Source organism: Bacillus sp. FSL R5-0585 (assembly GCF_038004545.1).
Taxonomy (GTDB): domain Bacteria; phylum Bacillota; class Bacilli; order Bacillales; family Bacillaceae_G; genus Bacillus_A; species Bacillus_A cereus.
Genome location: NZ_JBBORJ010000001.1, coordinates 1,325,271 through 1,341,634 on the forward strand (window position 1 = coordinate 1,325,271; position 16,364 = coordinate 1,341,634).

Below are 16,364 nucleotides of genomic sequence, written 5' to 3' on the forward strand. Positions count from 1 at the left end.
TTTTACATTTAATATGGGGGAGAAATTAAAATGGCAATGACAAACAAGAACGTGCGAGTGGAGAATGATTTTTTGGGAGGAAAGGAATTACCTATTGAGGCATATTACGGAATTCAGACTTTACGCGCTGTTGAAAATTTCCCGATTACAGGGTATAAAATTCATGAAAGTTTAATTAGAGCGTTCGCAATTGTAAAAAAAGCAGCAGCGCTTGCGAATACAGATGTAGGAAGATTGGAATTGAACAAGGGCGGTGCGATCGCAGAGGCTGCTCAAGAAATTCTTGATGGAAAATGGCATGATCATTTCATCGTAGATCCAATCCAAGGCGGAGCGGGTACTTCAATGAACATGAATGCAAATGAAGTCATTGCCAATCGTGCTCTTGAATTATTAGGGATGGAAAAGGGAGACTATCATTATATTAGTCCAAATAGTCATGTAAACATGGCGCAATCAACAAACGATGCATTCCCAACGGCGATTCATATCGCAACATTAAATGCATTAGAAGGCTTATTACAAACGATGGGTTATATGCATGATGTATTTGAATTAAAAGCAGAACAGTTTGACCATGTTATTAAAATGGGTCGTACACATTTACAAGATGCTGTGCCAATCCGTCTTGGACAAGAATTTAAAGCATACTCTCGCGTACTTGAACGTGATATGAAACGAATTCAACAATCGCGTCAACATTTATATGAAGTAAATATGGGGGCAACTGCAGTTGGTACAGGCTTAAATGCAGATCCAGAATACATTGAAGCAGTTGTAAAACATTTAGCTGCAATTAGTGAATTACCGCTTGTTGGTGCAGAAGATTTAGTAGATGCGACGCAAAATACGGATGCTTATACTGAAGTATCTGCAGCACTGAAAGTATGTATGATGAATATGTCTAAAATTGCGAATGACCTTCGCTTAATGGCATCAGGTCCACGTGTTGGTTTAGCAGAAATTATGTTACCAGCTCGTCAACCAGGTTCATCTATTATGCCAGGGAAAGTAAACCCTGTTATGCCAGAAGTTATTAATCAAATTGCGTTCCAAGTAATAGGTAATGATCATACAATTTGCCTTGCTTCAGAAGCAGGACAATTAGAATTAAACGTGATGGAACCAGTACTTGTTTTCAACTTACTGCAATCGATTAGCATTATGAATAACGGTTTCCGTGCCTTTACAGATAATTGCTTAAAAGGAATTGAAGCGAATGAAGATCGCTTAAAAGAGTATGTTGAGAAAAGTGTAGGAATTATTACAGCCGTGAACCCTCATATCGGTTATGAAGCAGCAGCTCGCGTTGCGAAAGAAGCAATCGCGACAGGGCAATCTGTTCGAGAACTTTGTGTGAAAAATGGTGTATTGTCACAAGAGGACTTAGAGTTAATTCTAGATCCATTCGAAATGACACACCCAGGGATTGCAGGAGCAACTCTTTTAAAGAAAAATTAAAAGAAGAGGGGGGACAAGTCCCTCCTCTTTGTTTACAATATAGGGATTTTATACGTGAATAGAGGTAGGGAGATTATAAGTAAGTAACAGTGGCGTTTAATAGTTCATAGAAACAAAATTAAGAGGAGCAGCAATATAATCAACATCAATTTTAAATAAAGAGGATTTATTAAAATATCCTATCATGTTAACAACAAGTTTACATGAATCTTTATAAAAAACTATGACCAACCATGAATCAATAGTTGGCCATAATAATCTCAAAGACCCATATCTTTTAATCCAGGACTATGCTCATTTGGCATTTCAGGAAGTTCTGGTACAGGAAAACCTTTTGGCGGGTCCGTTACTGCTAATTTTCCTTTGTTTCTACTTGGTGATTCACCTTGGAATATTTCTCCCATTCTTGTTGGATCTAAGCTAAAATTAAATTGTGCGTTATGGAATCCCATGTCTACATACTTTCTGCACTCTGGGTATTTATTAATATCATAGTTCGGCACAGGGAAGAGTTTCCCCCATTCAACACCCAATGTCTCTAAAGCTTTTGCGAAAGCATTTTGATGTGCATTATCACGTACAATTAAAAATGCAAGTGTTTCTCTAAAAGTTTGATTGGAACTCATTTCATAAATTCTAGTTTTTTGAAGTACACCTGTAGATTCAAGTACTACGTTATCTAATAAATCGCTAATTAAATTCCCATGGCTATATACCCAAGATCCATTCCATGGGTTGCCAGCTGCATCAACGGGCAATGAACTTTGAGCACCTACAATAAAGTGATGAGGATTGGCATGTTTAACCGCTTCATCAAGTGGTGCTGTGTCAACACCTGCATTTCCTGGTGTAGGTTCACCAGATCCAGTTAATAGTTGATTAATTGTATGTTGTACAAGTTCTACATGGCTTATTTCTTCTAAAAAAACACCTCGAAGTAAATCACGATATTGCTTCTCTTTCCCTCTAAAATTTGAGCTTTGGAAGAAGTATTGCATCATTGTACGCATTTCGCCATAATGTCCACCTAATATTTCTTGTAAAACTTTTGCGGCAGCTGGATCTGGCTTGTCCGGCTTGATAATATTAATCAGTTCTTCTTTATAATAAAACATGAAGTACACCTCTTTTAAGTTAGTTAACATTGTTATCGTGTCCGCTATTTGGTTACTTAATACTTTAATTCATGTTTTTACCAAGTATTTATTACCTCAAAATGCAAAGTTTTTGAAAATAACTATTTTAGATGTGAGATGAAAATAGGGGATAGATACTTATCTTTTCATTAAGAATAATGAATTGTAGCTTTAAGGCTTCAGAATGACTTTTATGCAGTCGTCTTCACGATTATTAAAAATCTGATAACCATAACTCGCTTCTTCAAGGGGAATTTTGTGTGTAATAATCTCTTTTGGATCAAATTCTTTATTTGTTATTTTTTCAAATAGTTCCGGCATAAAATGAATGACAGGTGCTTGTCCCATTTTAAGATTAATATTTCTAACCCAAAATGCCCCGAGTGGGAATGCATTATAATTGCCACCATAAACACCAGTCATTTGAACCGTTCCGTATTTTCTTACGGCTTTCGTAGCAATTTGAATAGGGCCGAGAGTTCCACCTTGTAATTTCAATTTTTGTTCTAGAAATTCTAGTGTTGATTTTTTTCCATCCATGCCTACGCAATCAATGACTACATCGGCGCCGCCATGTGTAATTTCCTTTAAATGTTCTCCCATATCAGGGAACTTTGTAAACTCAAATACCTCAACATTGTTAATCTTTTTTGCATAATTCATCCGATAATCTAAGTAATCCACTGCAATTACACGTTTAGCACCTTGCATCCAAGCGAATTTTTGTGTCATTAATCCAACAGGTCCACAACCAAGGACGATAACAGTATCACCTGGCTTAACGCCTGCGTTTATTACACTCCAATAGGCTGTTGGTAAAACATCTGATAGAAATAGTAGGGATTCATCTTCAAGTTCGCATGATTCCGGTATAACAAATGGAGTAAAATTACCAAATGGAACTTTTAAATATTCTGCTTGTCCTCCTGGATGATTACCAAATTTCTCTGTGTAACCAAAGTATCCACCAGAATCGTAATGAGGGTTTGAGTTATCACATTGACTTTCCATTTCATGTTGGCAATAGAAACAATGTCCACAAGAAACGTTGAAGGGGATGACAACACGATCGCCTTTTTTCACTTTAGTGACATCTGGCCCGACTTCTTCAACGATTCCCATTGGTTCATGGCCGATAATGTATCCTTGAGGTAAGGGCATGTTGCCTTGATATAGATGTAAATCAGAACCGCAAATAGCGGTTGAAGTAATTTTTACAATAATATCATCTTTTTTCTCTAATTTTGCATCATCCACTTGTTTAACCTGTACTTGGTTTGGTCCTTGATAGGTTACAGCTTTCATCTCATATCTCCTTTTGAATTATGTCTCAAAACATAATTTTATTTAATCTCTTGGTGAAATAGAAATCTTTCTTTTATTTACTGAAGGGAATTAGAAAGTATACATAGTGTTGTTATGAAAGTATGTTATATCAGTTATTCTTTCTTATATGTTTTGCCCTACTTTAAGAAAAAAATCAATTTTTATTCATAATCTAATTTCCATAAAAAGGATAATTATTATTTCATAATTTGTAGCATATTAAAAACATCGGAGGTGAAACAATATGGGAAAAAATAATAGTGGAAGTCGTAATGAAGTATTAGTTCGAGGCGCTGAACAAGCTCTTGATCAAATGAAATATGAAATTGCACAAGAGTTTGGTGTACAACTTGGTGCAGATACAACAGCTCGTTCAAACGGATCTGTTGGTGGTGAAATCACAAAACGTTTAGTAGCAATGGCAGAACAACAACTTGGTGGTAGAGCTAACCGCTAAGTAAATTAGCTTAAAATATAGCAAATATGTAAATCAATTTCTTTTGTGTATTCATAAAAATAAAAAACCTTATATTAAACAGATTCTCACTCAAAGATTATTGATAATCTTCTTTCATAATCTTTGAGTATTTAATTTGTAAACTACTTTCCTAAACAATAAACACGCAGTGTTGGAAAGGTGTTTTCCATGCATAGTAGAAAATCTTTTGCAGGAAAAAGCATACTTAAAAATTTGATTTCAATATTGAAATCAATATTTATTATGATATTTTCGAAAGGTAGGAATTTAAAAATGGGTATATTAAGTGGAAATCCTCAAAATGAACCTTTACATTACGGAGAAGTATTTGACATTTGGAGTTATCTTCTTGCTGCACAGGGTGCAATTGCAAGCCATCAAGTGTTTATGAATCACACAGGTGATGAAGATTTGAAGAAGTTTTTAGAAGGCTTAATTGAAAATGATATGAATTCGGAAATAGAAGAATTAAAAGCTCTTTTAAAGATTAATGGGGTCGCTTTACCGCCTGCTCCTCCAGAACGACCAGTTGCATCTATCGAAGACATTCCTCCTGGAGCACGTATTAATGATGTTGAAATTGCTGCAGCTGTTTCTACAGGATTAGCAGCTGGACTTGTGACATGTAGTCAAGTAATGGGAAAATGCCTTCGAGAAGATGTAGGCATGTTGTTTGGACAATTTCATATGAAAAAAGCGCAGGCAGGTGTAACTCTGCTACGTTTAAGTAAGAAAAAGGGATGGGTAGTTCCACCTCCATTACATGTAAGAAATTCTGATCAAGCTTAATAAACAAAAATAAAAAAGTGGCGTTGGCCACTTTTTTATTTTTTAGATGTATCCTTAAGCTTGGATTTATTTATTGTGGAAGAATCTATATATTCATCTGATATTTCCATAGCGTATTTATCATGGTGAATATGATTATGTTCTCTTAATTCATTGTCATTACGCAGTACTAACTTCTGCATATAAATATGGAAGAAAACTTCTATTCCGCCAATAATTAAAGCAGCTAAAAATGAAGAAAATCCAATATTATGAGTAGCATCTAAATTAGTAAACAAGGATGTTAATAACCAAATTCCAAAGAAGCTTAAACCGAAATCTGCCATTGTAGCAATCGCATTTCCGTATTTAGGTAAAATGAAGAGATCTCCGATTAAATAGGCAGTTCCCGTAAGGAAAAGAGAAATTAATAATACTCTAGGAATTGAAATACCTTGGAAAATACCGAGTATGACTAATAATACCGCAGTTACGGCTGTATATTTAATTAATAAAGCAACAATATGTTTCATCTTTTTTCCTCCACTATTTAAAAGTATATTGAATAAAACATTCCATATAAAACGGGTTATGCTTTTATATAGCGTAACCCGTTTTATATTGTAATGGAGGTCTATTTATGATATCCCATGGCACGTATGTTATATTTCGTTCTCCTATACACTATTATTTTGGGCTTAAAGAGCATCAATTATACCTTTGAATTCGTGGTCGTAATTACCAATTAATTAACTATATATTTTATCATGTAATTTAACATATTAAAGAAAGAAGGAGGTGAATTAACATGTCAAACAATAACAGTGGAAGCAGCAACCAATTATTAGTACGTGGTGCTGAACAAGCTCTTGATCAAATGAAATATGAAATTGCTCAAGAATTTGGAGTGCAACTTGGTGCAGATGCAACAGCTCGTGCAAACGGATCTGTTGGTGGTGAAATTACAAAACGTCTTGTATCATTAGCTGAGCAACAACTTGGCGGTGGCGTTACTCGTTAATTTTATATACGAAATGGATATAGAGGAGAGGCATGCTGTCTCTCCTTTCTCATACATTTTTTTAGATTTACAACTATAACTCGAATTTATTTGTTTAACTTTTATACTCTCGAGGTTCTAAATACATAATTAATTTTTGTGAAATAAAAGATAAGAGGTTATATTTGATGCGAAAGGGGCAGAAAAAATGAAATATGAAGCGCTATTTACAGTTGAGATTTCTGTAGGAAGTGAAAGAGTAGCAAACCATAAAATAAAGGCTCATGATGTCGTTGATGTTGTTGAAAAGCTTGCTGAGAAGTATTTAAGTAATCATGAGGGACATTCTCGAAATGAATAAAGGAGAATAGTAATATGACCTGTCATGATGTTAATAATGAAACGAAAGAAAAAAAAGATTTAAAATGGTGGCAACTCTCACTTATTGGGATTGGTTGTACGATAGGAACAGGCTTCTTTTTAGGATCTAGTATAGGAATTAAAATAGGTGGTTCTTCAATTATTCTTATTCTTATTTTAACTGGATTCACTACATATATTGTATTTGAGGCATTGGCAAAAATGGCTGTAGAAGATCCACAAAAAGGATCTTTTCGCATTTATTCAAGAAAAGCTTTTGGAAATTGGGCGGGTTTTAGTCATGGATGGACATATTGGTGTTCTGAACTGCTTATTATGGGTAGCCAGTTAAGTGCGTTAGGAATCTTTTCACGCTATTGGTTTCCTAAAATACCATTATGGATATTTGCTACTATATATGGAGTAGCGGCTATATTAATTATTTTTATAGGGGTAAAAATATTCGAACGTTTAGAGAAATGGATGGCTATTATAAAGATTGCTGCTATTATGGGGTTTATTGTAATTGCTATTTTAGTTATTTTAGGATTTATAAAGGGTGGTTTATATAAAGCACAAATTCCGCGGAATTTTAAAGATTGGTTTCCAAATGGATTAAAAGGCACATGGTCCTCTCTAATTTATGCATTTTATGCATTTGGAGGAATTGAAATTATGGGGTTAATGACAATAAGGCTTAAAGACCCTAAAGATGCAAAGAAATCAGGAAGAGTAATGTTAATGATTTTAACGATTATTTACGTAGTCTCTTTAGGGTTGGCAATTATGATGGTTCCATTAAACCAGTTTAATACGAAAGAAAGTCCTTTTGTAATAGCATTACAAGATTATAATTTGCCGTACGTGCCATTTATTTTAAATGTAGTATTAATTTTAGCGGGCTTTTCAACGTTAGTTGGTTCATTATTTGCAGTGACAAGTGTATTAATGAACTTAGCTGAAGAGGGTGATGCACCTGCGATGTTTGCGAAAAAAAACAAGAAGAATATCTCTTTTCCAGCTTTAATTCTTATCATAATGGGGCTTGGTGCTTCTATCCTTAGCGCTTTATTACTACCAAAAAATATATATGAATATGTAACAACTGCAGCTGGATTAATGTTGTTGTATACATGGAGTTTAATTCTTCTTTCCTTTTGGAGACTAATGAATCCAAAAGGGTGGATGCAGATAAAAAGTATTATTGGTCTTATTATGATTGCACTAGCTGTTAGTGGAACACTATTGCAAAAAACAACGCGTTTTGGTTTCTTAGTGAGCTTGTTATTTTTAGGAATAGTTATTATTGTTACTATAATTGTTCATTTTGTCTCACGAAAAAGGAATCCAGCTATATGAAGTATCTTTCTTTTCACACCATGAATAGTATGTCAGAACTAAATAATAGAAGTTATTGAAAAATAATTTGGTAAGTTTGAAAACCAAAATATAATCCATAAATAATAAGTGATATGCCAGATACTACCGTTATAAGAGACAATATACGAGCATTCAAAATTTTACGAAACATACTAGATGTACTTGCCATCGTAATATCCCATATAAAAATACCTAAAATAATCCCTAAGCTATATAACAAAAGCTGCTCTTTATTATAAGAAGAAGCGGCTTTTGCTAATATCGAGCCGAAAATGCCAAGCCAAAATAGGATTGTTAATGGATTAGATAAAGACATAAAGAAACCAGAAAAGAAGCTTTTAATAATTGAATCGTCATTTCTAGTATTACTAATGCTAATTTGATTCGCGTTTTTTAAACTTTCGATGCCTGTATAGATTAAAACAAAAGCTCCGAAAGACCATAAGAAAAGTTTTATAATATCTTTTTCAAGGAAATGAATTACCCCTAAATAAATAAGTGCCATGTAGATAACATCTGCAAGTAAGGCTCCTATGCCGAGAATCCAAGCGTGAAAAAACCCACTTCTAATACCCTTTTCTAACTGTGCAGCATTTATAGGCCCCATTGGAGCAGATAATGATAAACCCAAGAAAACATAGCTTAAAAATATCCCCACGTATAACATGCTCCTCCCACTGAATTTGATCTATATTAAATCTATTCAGTGGTTAAAGTTTGTACAACTAAATAATAAAAAGCAGAGGGGATTATTTATTTTTATGCAAGTATTTTATTATTCGAGAAAATGGACACTTTGATGGAATTGTCTCATCATCACGTAAAAAATATTGCTGCCATTCATAATTATCTTTTTGACCATAATCTTTGAGAGAAGGATGAATAGGAGCTTTATCATAAGCGGCTAGACGTTGACGTATTAAGTTTTTTAGTTTTCTACTGCGTTTCTCAGAGCTCATAATCCCCTGTAAAACCCATCTAGGGGTTAAAGCGAGCATCATACATGAAAAATGTCTACTTTGTCTATTGACATGGGCGGGTGTAGCGCAGTAAACGAAATATGATTCATTATGAAAGCAAAATTCCCAAGTGTTTTCCATAGGGTCATTTGGAATGTGTGTAGGCCATTCCATCTCGTCCAAACGGCTAGTTGTATTAAGGAGAGACCAATAAATATGTTCAAAATCTTTAACTGTAGTTTCTCGCTCTAAATCTATTGGTGTATGAATAAAAACAATAAATGAGGCATATTGACCTGTTTCTCTAGAACATTCAGTATATTCTTTAAGTAATGCAGCAAAGTCCTCGCTAGTATTCGTATCTCTAGGATCACCAATGAATCCGTATCTGAGGTGATTGGCTGTAAAACCGTGTTGGGCTGGTATACAAGGGAAAGGTTTATTTTTATCTGTCATTTTCAATTTGAAAGAACGAAAAGCTTCTTGTTGCCAATGTGGAAGGGTAGTGAAAATTTTTTGTAAAGAGTCTTTATCATAAAGTATAGTCATCTTTTTATCCCTCCTAAGTCATAATATATAGCCTATTAATTATTTAGGAATGGGTGACTAACACGACTAAAATAATTATTTTTCAATCTATAAAAATAAAAGGATTTAATGAAGAATCCCCTTCAATGTAGTTACTTTAATAGTTAATTTTTAATCATGTATAAATTTAAGTAGCTATAACATTTAAAAAATATATAAGGAATATGTAGGTACAATGTTCAAATTTATAGTTTCTAACTAATATGGTTTATAACGAAACAAGAAGGGATGTATTATGATGGGGATTTTTAAGGAAGAAAAAATTAAATTTATAGATTGTAAAGGCGAGGAAGTCATTTTGAAAATCAAAATTAAGGATATAAAAAAGTAGGGAAGAGGAATTAAGGATATTTTATTGTGATTAACATAGAAGGATGAAAAGTAATCATGAATTAGATTGAAATAAATTCAGTAGTATAGGCCCTTTTTGAATTTTTTTGCATAGTGTGGCATGAATGAATATTAAGGGGGAACGTCTATGTCTTATCCGAATCAGCTAGCTTGGCATGAAACATTGGAGTTACATGAATTAGTAGCATTTCAAACAAACGGTTTAATCAAATTAAAAAAATCGGTTAGGAATGTACCTGATCAAGCACTTCAATCGTTATATATTAAAGCTATAAATGCCATCCAAAACAATCTACAAGAGTTAGTACAATTTTATCCTTATGCTCCTGGATTCCAATCACAGCATCGTGATGACACTGGATTTTACGCTGGAGATTTACTTGGATTAGCAAAGACATCTGTTCGAAACTATGCAATAGCTATTACCGAAACCGCAACGCCGCGACTTAGAGAAGTTTTAACCCGTCAAATAAATGGTGCTATACAATTACATGCACAGGTTTTTAACTTTATGTACGAACGTGGTTACTATCCAGCTTACGATTTAAAGAAACTATTAAAAAATGATGTTCAAAATGTGCAAAAGGCAATACAAATGCAATATTAAAATGAAGATATGGAAATTATCTTTAGAGGAAAACTATAGTTTATTTATAGAAAATCAAATAGTTAAAACTAAATGGTAATTTCCATTGTTAATAAATTGATTAGAAGCTAAAAATATAGATTGATTCGAAAATATTAAAGAAATTATACTAACGCTACTTTAGAATCTGTGAACTCCTTAAAGTTATTTTAGTGAGTTGTCATCAAATATTAAATATGCTTAGAGAATAAGTATCTATATAATATTTCTAACTGAACATTAATTACCTTTGGCGCTAAGTATGTTTAGCACTTTTTTCTTTTGGGAAAAATAAGAATATACATGAGTGGAAAGGATAGGGTTTAATGGTAACCAAAACCAAAAACACAAGCTATTTAACCTCTTCTGTTTATCTGACCCGTAATCTATGGTCAGGTATCTTGTTTGGCCTAGGGTTAGTAGCTTTTATAGATGAAACTATTTTTCATCAACTGCTACATTGGCACCATTTCTATGATAAATCTACAACAGATATTGGATTAATTTCAGATGGTCTTTTTCATGCTTTTAGTTGGTTTGCAACGATTGGTTCCTTGTTCATAGTTGCTGATCTTCGTCGTAGAGATGCATTTTGGTTGAAAAGATGGTGGAGCGGGTTAATGCTTGGTAGTGGTGGATTTCAATTATATGACGGTATAATTCAACATAAACTAATGAAAATACATCAGATTCGATACGTAGATAATGTTCTTATCTACGACGTAATATGGAATATAATTGCGGCTGTAATGCTCTTAATTGGCATTCTGCTAGTTTTTCAGACAAGAACTGATGAAAGATTATTGAGAGGTAAAAGCTTAAATGAATAATAACCATCTTCATCATGAAATATGGAATGCACTGGATATTTTACTATTCGTATTCATTTTAATTATGTTAATAATTTATATAGTAGCCACAATTTTATCAAATCGCCATTACAAACGATGGCCGTTATATCGAAGTGTCTTCTGGATTTTAGGACTTATTTGTGTGGCAATAGCAGTTGTTGGGCCCTTAGCTCATCGTGCTCATAATGATTTCACAGTGCATATGCTTGTGCATTTACTCCTTGGGATGCTTGCTCCAATTTTTATAGCATTAGCCGCTCCAATGACTCTTTTTTTACGAACGCTCAATGTGAAAGCAGCACGACGTCTTTCAAGGATACTAAAGAGTAGGCCTCTACAACTTCTTACTCATCCAATTATCGCAACCTTGCTTAATTTAGGAGGACTATGGATTCTCTATACGACTAGCTTATACTCGATGATGCACGAAAGTATACTTCTTCATTTGTTCATACATTTCCACGTTTTTATTGCAGGATATCTGTTTACCACATCAATGATTTATGTTGATTTAATATCCCATAGGTATAGCTATATGTACCGATCAATTATTTTAATAATTGCATCAGCTGGTCATGGGATATTATCAAAATACATATATGCTCATCCGCCTGCTGGTGTAGTTACTGAACAAGCTGAAATGGGAGGCGTGCTGATGTATTATGGCGGGGATTTCATTGATATTGTTCTAATTTTTATACTTTGTTTGCAATGGTCTAGGGGTAGCAGACAGAGAACAAAAGTTAATAATGTAGTAAGGTCATGGGATGTATCGGATTTTTTGAAACTAAAAACTTTGAAATAAAATTTAGTTAAATCGTATTATGGATTAAGTATGGTATGAACAAAATTTAAAAAAGTATGTTAAAAGTAAAAAGAGCAGTTATTTATTATGACTGCTCTTTTTTATGGTAAGAAGTACAACCTGGGTAAGAAGCAGGCTACACTACAGGTAGTGTTTGCGGAATATCGAGTTTTATTCAATAAGGATAGTTCCATTCTTAAAATAAAGATGTTGTCTAAGATTATTGTTTTTTACATATTTTAATATCCTTTGACGTTTTGATTTTGTGATACATTTTAGTTTTTTGTTTAATTTATGTTTTTATCTACATATTTTCCATAATCAGGTGTAGCAATTTTATCAAATTCTTGAGCGAGTGTATTGAGGCTTGTTGATAGCAATTCACCTGACATCGGTATCCCATGTCCAGTAACAGCGGTTAGAGGCTTTAACTTCGCTAGCTTAATAACTGACTCTTTAGCGGCTTTCCAGTCTGTTGTTAAATAACGAGGCGGACCGCTTATTTCCTGTTCTTGAGTAATTACCTTATATAGATATTCCTGCTTCACCGTAACAAAAGCGTCCCCAGCAATTAATGTTCGGTCTTTTTCTCGGAATAATGAAATATGACCTGGAGTGTGTCCTGGTGTATGAATCCATCTAAACTCTGGCATATGGGGAACAGTTCCATCTGTAGGAAGTACTTTTATGCTACTTCCTAAATCAATCGGTTCGTTAGGGAACAGAGGGGACATTTTCGCTACCATACCACCTTCAACTGTTGGATCTGGTTCAGGATAGCTTTGTTGTCCGGTCAGGAAAGGTATCTCCATTTGATGGGCATAGACGGGAACATCCCAATACTTAATGAGTTCAATTATTCCACCAACATGATCAAAATGCCCGTGAGTTAAAATAATTGCTTTTGGGCGGCTGTTTGTACCAAATCGATCCTCAGCGACAGAGATAATTTCATTTGCACATTTAGGCATTCCAGCATCAACTAAAACAAAATCATTGCTCTCGGGATTTCCAACAAAACAGATGTTGACGATTTGAATCGTGTAACAAAATAAATCAGGCAATACTTCGATGCCATGACCACTTTCAATTGAAGTTGCTGGAATAAACTTGTAATCACTTCCATAATTCATTTCCTTGTCCACCTTTTATCCCCCTTAATATGTTTCAATACGACATTATAGTTCCCTAATTTCTCAAATCCATTTTGAGGCATTTGAAAAAAAGAATAGTGGGGGGAGTACAAAAAAATTAAGTCCTAGAATTAAGGTGGAGACATATGAATTTATATAATAGTTTCTACAGTTTTTTTGAGGAGGGTGATGGGTTAATAAAAATTAATCTTTATATTTTAATGTGTATTTATATAAAAAATACATAACAGTAACTAATAAAACGCCATTAAATAAGACGATGAATTGTACAGATGCTTTTCGTAATGAAAAAATGTTTAGTTTTGGAGATGGAATTGAAGTGAATGAGAGGTGGAGAAATAAAAATAATTATCTCTTCCTAAGTTAATTATATCATGTAAATCAAGTTCGAAATAGACTGTTTATTCTCGTTTACTACTGATACAATCAAGAACACACGTAAAGTAAGGAGAGATGTTACATGAGTTCTTTCGTTCTCGATTTTCAGGAAATAGAAAACACGCAGCTTTTGCTCGTCGGTGGAAAAGGTTTGAATTTAGGGGAGTTAACAAACATTCAAGGTATACAAGTACCCGAAGGTTTTTGTGTTACAACGGTAGGATATGAAAAGGCTATCGAGCAAAATGAAGAGTTTCAAACTTTGTTGCAGCAGCTAACAAAGTTGAAAATGGAAGAGCGTGCTCAAATTGGTGAAATGAGTAAGAAGATTAGAGAAGTCATTATGGCAGTAGAAATCCCTACTGATGTAGTGGAAGCAGTAGCTCATTATCTCTCGCGTTTTGGAAATGAACATGCGTATGCCGTGCGTTCGAGTGCTACGGCTGAAGATTTACCGTATGCTTCATTTGCAGGTCAACAAGATACGTATTTAAATATTATCGGAGAAGAAGCGATTTTACAGCATGTAAGAAAGTGCTGGGCTTCTTTATTTACAGATCGAGCGGTTATATACCGCATGCAAAACGGTTTTGATCATAATCAAGTTTCTATATGTGTTGTCATTCAAAAAATGGTTTTCCCTGTGGCTTCAGGGATTTTATTTACTGCGGATCCGATTACTTCGAATAGGAAGGTGTTGTCAATCGATGCCAGCTTTGGACTTGGCGAAGCGCTAGTATCTGGATTGGTTTCTGCAGATAATTATAAGGTAAAAGAAGACGAAATCGTCGAAAAGGTCATCGCAACGAAAAAATTAGCCATCTATGGACGAAAAGAAGGCGGAACAGAGAGAAAGAAAATTGCTCCTAATAAGCAAAAAGTTCAAACACTTACTGAACAACAGATTTTACAACTAGCAAGCATCGGAAGACAAATCGAAGCTTATTTTGGTTGTCCGCAAGATATTGAATGGTGCTTAGTTGATGATACAATTTATATAGTCCAAAGCAGACCGATTACGACTTTATATCCAATTCCAGAAGTAAATGATGGGGAAAATCACGTGTATATATCAGTTGGTCACCAACAAATGATGACCGATGCGATGAAACCATTAGGTTTATCTTTTTTCTTGTTAACGACTAGTGCCCCTATGCGTAAAGCGGGAGGCAGGTTATTTGTCGATGCTACGCAACAATTAGCTTTACCTGCTAGCAGAGATTACTTAATAAACACTTTAGGAAAATCGGATCCACTCGTAAGAGATGCATTAACGACTATAGTTGAGCGAGATAATTTTATTAAATTATTACCAGATGATGAAAAAGAAAAGAGTGTTGGTAAAGGTGTGCCACCTGCAAGCGCGCAACCAGAAATCGAAAATGATCCAGCAATCGTTACGGAATTAATAAAGAATAGTGAAGCATCACTTGAAGAGTTAAAACAAAATATGCAACTGAAATCAGGAGTGGACGTACTTGATTTTATTTTGGAAGATATTCAGCAATTAAAGAAAGTATTGTTTAACCCGCAAAGTATCGCTGTCATTATGGCTGGTATGAATGCTTCAACATGGATAAATGAAAAGATGGAGCAATGGTTAGGTGAAAAAAATGCAGCAGACACGCTTTCTCAATCCGTACAAAATAATATTACATCTGAAATGGGTTTAGCATTAATGGATGTCGCTGATGTGATTCGGCCGTACAAAGAAGTTATTACGTATTTACAACATGTAGAAGATGATAGCTTTTTAAATGAACTAGTTCAGTTTAAAGGTGGAGAAGAAGCTCGAGAGGCAATCGATGCTTTTCTAAATAAATATGGAATGAGATGCAGCGGCGAAATCGACATTACGAAAACGCGCTGGAGTGAAAAGCCAACAACCATTATCCCAATGATTTTAAATAATATAAGAGACTTTGAAGCGGGTGCTAGTAAGCGGAAATTTGAAGAAGGACTGCAAGAAGCTTTGAAAAAAGAAGAAGAGTTAATAGAGCGATTACAGCACTTGCCGGATAGTAAACAAAAAGTAGAAGAGACGAAGCGAATGATTCGTAACATCCGCAATTGTATCGGCTATCGTGAATATCCAAAATACGGTATGATTAATCGCTATTTCATATATAAGCAGGCGTTATTGAAAGAAGCTGAGCAACTTGTCCAGAGCGGTGCCATTCGTGAAGTCGATGATATATACTATTTAACTTTTGAAGAACTTCACGAAGTTGTTCGCACGAGTAAACTAGATTACAAGCTGATACAAAAACAAAAAAATGATTACAAATTATATGAAAAACTAACGCCTCCTCGTATCATGACGTCTGATGGAGAAATCATTACAGGTAAATATAAACGAGAAAACCTCCCAGCTGATGCGATTGTAGGTTTGCCTGTTTCTTCAGGAGTTATAGAGGGAAGAGCTCGCGTGATTTTAAACATGGAAGAAGCGAATTTAGAAGAAGGAGATATATTAGTTACTGCTTTTACTGATCCGGGCTGGACACCGTTATTTGTGTCTATAAAAGGGTTAGTCACTGAAGTTGGCGGACTTATGACGCACGGAGCAGTGATTGCACGTGAATATGGATTACCAGCAGTTGTCGGAGTAGAGAATGCTACGAAATTAATAAAAGACGGACAACGAATTCGGGTACATGGAACAGAAGGGTATATTGAAGTGTTGTAATGAAATAAAAGATCATCTGCTATTATAGTGGATGATCTTTTCATATATACTTGAC

The 16,364-nt window shown here is 34.5% G+C and carries 16 protein-coding genes; 10 read left to right on the forward strand and 6 right to left on the reverse strand.

Features of this window, described 5'->3' with window-relative positions; genetic code table 11:
* Nucleotides 1-30: 30 nt before the first annotated feature.
* Nucleotides 31-1,461: an aspartate ammonia-lyase gene (aspA, locus tag MKY38_RS06860; protein ID WP_001251924.1), complete on the forward strand. Its 1,431-nt coding sequence runs from the start codon at nt 31-33 to the stop codon at nt 1,459-1,461.
* Nucleotides 1,462-1,721: 260 nt separating this feature from the next.
* Here aspA and MKY38_RS06865 read toward each other — a convergent pair whose 3' ends face one another.
* Nucleotides 1,722-2,576, reverse strand: coding sequence for a manganese catalase family protein (locus MKY38_RS06865; protein ID WP_000500356.1), 855 nt, complete (start codon nt 2,574-2,576; stop codon nt 1,722-1,724).
* A 192-nt stretch (nt 2,577-2,768) separates the two neighbouring features.
* The gene (locus MKY38_RS06870) at nt 2,769-3,902 is read right to left on the reverse strand and encodes a zinc-dependent alcohol dehydrogenase (protein ID WP_065224623.1); all 1,134 of its coding nucleotides are present in this window, start codon (nt 3,900-3,902) and stop codon (nt 2,769-2,771) included.
* A 265-nt stretch (nt 3,903-4,167) separates the two neighbouring features.
* Between MKY38_RS06870 and sasP the strand changes: the two genes are divergently transcribed.
* On the forward strand, nt 4,168-4,380 hold the full coding sequence (gene sasP, locus MKY38_RS06875; RefSeq protein WP_000517671.1) for a small acid-soluble spore protein, SasP family: 213 nt from the start codon (nt 4,168-4,170) through the stop codon (nt 4,378-4,380).
* Nucleotides 4,381-4,674: 294 nt separating this feature from the next.
* On the forward strand, nt 4,675-5,190 hold the full coding sequence (locus MKY38_RS06880) for a DUF3231 family protein (RefSeq protein ID WP_001986359.1): 516 nt from the start codon (nt 4,675-4,677) through the stop codon (nt 5,188-5,190).
* Nucleotides 5,191-5,225: 35 nt separating this feature from the next.
* Here the strand turns inward: MKY38_RS06880 and MKY38_RS06885 are convergent, their stop codons facing one another.
* A complete protein-coding gene (locus tag MKY38_RS06885; RefSeq protein WP_341048496.1) occupies nt 5,226-5,702 on the reverse strand; it encodes a YndM family protein in 477 nt (158 codons plus the stop codon).
* Between the two features lie 275 nt (nt 5,703-5,977).
* Here MKY38_RS06885 and MKY38_RS06890 point away from each other — a divergent pair, with 275 nt between their 5' ends.
* The 3 genes from MKY38_RS06890 to MKY38_RS06900 all read left to right on the forward strand — a co-directional run bounded on the left by MKY38_RS06890 (nt 5,978) and on the right by MKY38_RS06900 (nt 7,888).
* Complete coding sequence (locus tag MKY38_RS06890; protein WP_000069660.1) at nt 5,978-6,190, forward strand: alpha/beta-type small acid-soluble spore protein; 213 nt, start codon at nt 5,978-5,980, stop codon at nt 6,188-6,190.
* 187 nt (nt 6,191-6,377) lie between these two features.
* A complete protein-coding gene (locus MKY38_RS06895; RefSeq protein WP_006920787.1) occupies nt 6,378-6,530 on the forward strand; it encodes a hypothetical protein in 153 nt (50 codons plus the stop codon).
* Nucleotides 6,531-6,544: 14 nt separating this feature from the next.
* The gene (locus tag MKY38_RS06900; protein WP_065224621.1) at nt 6,545-7,888 is read left to right on the forward strand and encodes an amino acid permease; all 1,344 of its coding nucleotides are present in this window, start codon (nt 6,545-6,547) and stop codon (nt 7,886-7,888) included.
* Nucleotides 7,889-7,940: 52 nt separating this feature from the next.
* Here MKY38_RS06900 and MKY38_RS06905 read toward each other — a convergent pair whose 3' ends face one another.
* Both MKY38_RS06905 and MKY38_RS06910 read right to left on the reverse strand, forming a co-directional pair.
* The gene (locus MKY38_RS06905) at nt 7,941-8,567 is read right to left on the reverse strand and encodes a LysE family transporter (RefSeq protein ID WP_065224628.1); all 627 of its coding nucleotides are present in this window, start codon (nt 8,565-8,567) and stop codon (nt 7,941-7,943) included.
* Nucleotides 8,568-8,658: 91 nt separating this feature from the next.
* Nucleotides 8,659-9,417 (reverse strand): YqcI/YcgG family protein, encoded by a 759-nt coding sequence (locus MKY38_RS06910; protein WP_065224620.1) that lies wholly within the window; start codon nt 9,415-9,417, stop codon nt 8,659-8,661.
* A gap of 517 nt (nt 9,418-9,934) precedes the next feature.
* Between MKY38_RS06910 and cotF the strand changes: the two genes are divergently transcribed.
* The 3 genes from cotF (at nt 9,935) to MKY38_RS06925 (ending at nt 12,088) form a co-directional block, all read left to right on the forward strand.
* Complete coding sequence (gene cotF, locus MKY38_RS06915; RefSeq protein WP_065224619.1) at nt 9,935-10,414, forward strand: spore coat protein CotF; 480 nt, start codon at nt 9,935-9,937, stop codon at nt 10,412-10,414.
* A gap of 344 nt (nt 10,415-10,758) precedes the next feature.
* Nucleotides 10,759-11,262, forward strand: coding sequence for a DUF2243 domain-containing protein (locus tag MKY38_RS06920; RefSeq protein WP_065224618.1), 504 nt, complete (start codon nt 10,759-10,761; stop codon nt 11,260-11,262).
* Nucleotides 11,255-12,088: a cytochrome c oxidase assembly protein gene (locus MKY38_RS06925; protein WP_065224617.1), complete on the forward strand. Its 834-nt coding sequence runs from the start codon at nt 11,255-11,257 to the stop codon at nt 12,086-12,088. Before MKY38_RS06920 ends, MKY38_RS06925 begins: the two co-directional genes overlap by 8 nt.
* A 287-nt stretch (nt 12,089-12,375) precedes the next feature.
* Here the strand turns inward: MKY38_RS06925 and MKY38_RS06930 are convergent, their stop codons facing one another.
* Nucleotides 12,376-13,233, reverse strand: a complete 858-nt coding sequence (locus tag MKY38_RS06930; protein ID WP_070179890.1) for an MBL fold metallo-hydrolase — start codon at nt 13,231-13,233, stop codon at nt 12,376-12,378.
* Between the two features lie 469 nt (nt 13,234-13,702).
* Here MKY38_RS06930 and ppsA point away from each other — a divergent pair, with 469 nt between their 5' ends.
* Entirely contained in the window at nt 13,703-16,309 is a 2,607-nt protein-coding gene (gene ppsA / locus MKY38_RS06935; RefSeq protein WP_065224615.1) for a phosphoenolpyruvate synthase, read from the forward strand.
* Nucleotides 16,310-16,364: the final 55 nt, after the last annotated feature.

What these genes read in the sequence shown, in the direction of transcription:
- aspA (WP_001251924.1), top strand. Translation starts at nt 31, where the DNA reads ATGGCAATGACAAACAAGAACGTGCGAGTGGAGAATGATTTTTTGGGA.
- MKY38_RS06865 (WP_000500356.1), bottom strand. Translation starts at nt 2,576, where the DNA reads ATGTTTTATTATAAAGAAGAACTGATTAATATTATCAAGCCGGACAAG.
- MKY38_RS06870 (WP_065224623.1), bottom strand. Translation starts at nt 3,902, where the DNA reads ATGAAAGCTGTAACCTATCAAGGACCAAACCAAGTACAGGTTAAACAA.
- sasP (WP_000517671.1), top strand. Translation starts at nt 4,168, where the DNA reads ATGGGAAAAAATAATAGTGGAAGTCGTAATGAAGTATTAGTTCGAGGC.
- MKY38_RS06880 (WP_001986359.1), top strand. Translation starts at nt 4,675, where the DNA reads ATGGGTATATTAAGTGGAAATCCTCAAAATGAACCTTTACATTACGGA.
- MKY38_RS06885 (WP_341048496.1), bottom strand. Translation starts at nt 5,702, where the DNA reads ATGAAACATATTGTTGCTTTATTAATTAAATATACAGCCGTAACTGCG.
- MKY38_RS06890 (WP_000069660.1), top strand. Translation starts at nt 5,978, where the DNA reads ATGTCAAACAATAACAGTGGAAGCAGCAACCAATTATTAGTACGTGGT.
- MKY38_RS06895 (WP_006920787.1), top strand. Translation starts at nt 6,378, where the DNA reads ATGAAATATGAAGCGCTATTTACAGTTGAGATTTCTGTAGGAAGTGAA.
- MKY38_RS06900 (WP_065224621.1), top strand. Translation starts at nt 6,545, where the DNA reads ATGACCTGTCATGATGTTAATAATGAAACGAAAGAAAAAAAAGATTTA.
- MKY38_RS06910 (WP_065224620.1), bottom strand. Translation starts at nt 9,417, where the DNA reads ATGACTATACTTTATGATAAAGACTCTTTACAAAAAATTTTCACTACC.
- cotF (WP_065224619.1), top strand. Translation starts at nt 9,935, where the DNA reads ATGTCTTATCCGAATCAGCTAGCTTGGCATGAAACATTGGAGTTACAT.
- MKY38_RS06920 (WP_065224618.1), top strand. Translation starts at nt 10,759, where the DNA reads ATGGTAACCAAAACCAAAAACACAAGCTATTTAACCTCTTCTGTTTAT.
- MKY38_RS06925 (WP_065224617.1), top strand. Translation starts at nt 11,255, where the DNA reads ATGAATAATAACCATCTTCATCATGAAATATGGAATGCACTGGATATT.
- ppsA (WP_065224615.1), top strand. Translation starts at nt 13,703, where the DNA reads ATGAGTTCTTTCGTTCTCGATTTTCAGGAAATAGAAAACACGCAGCTT.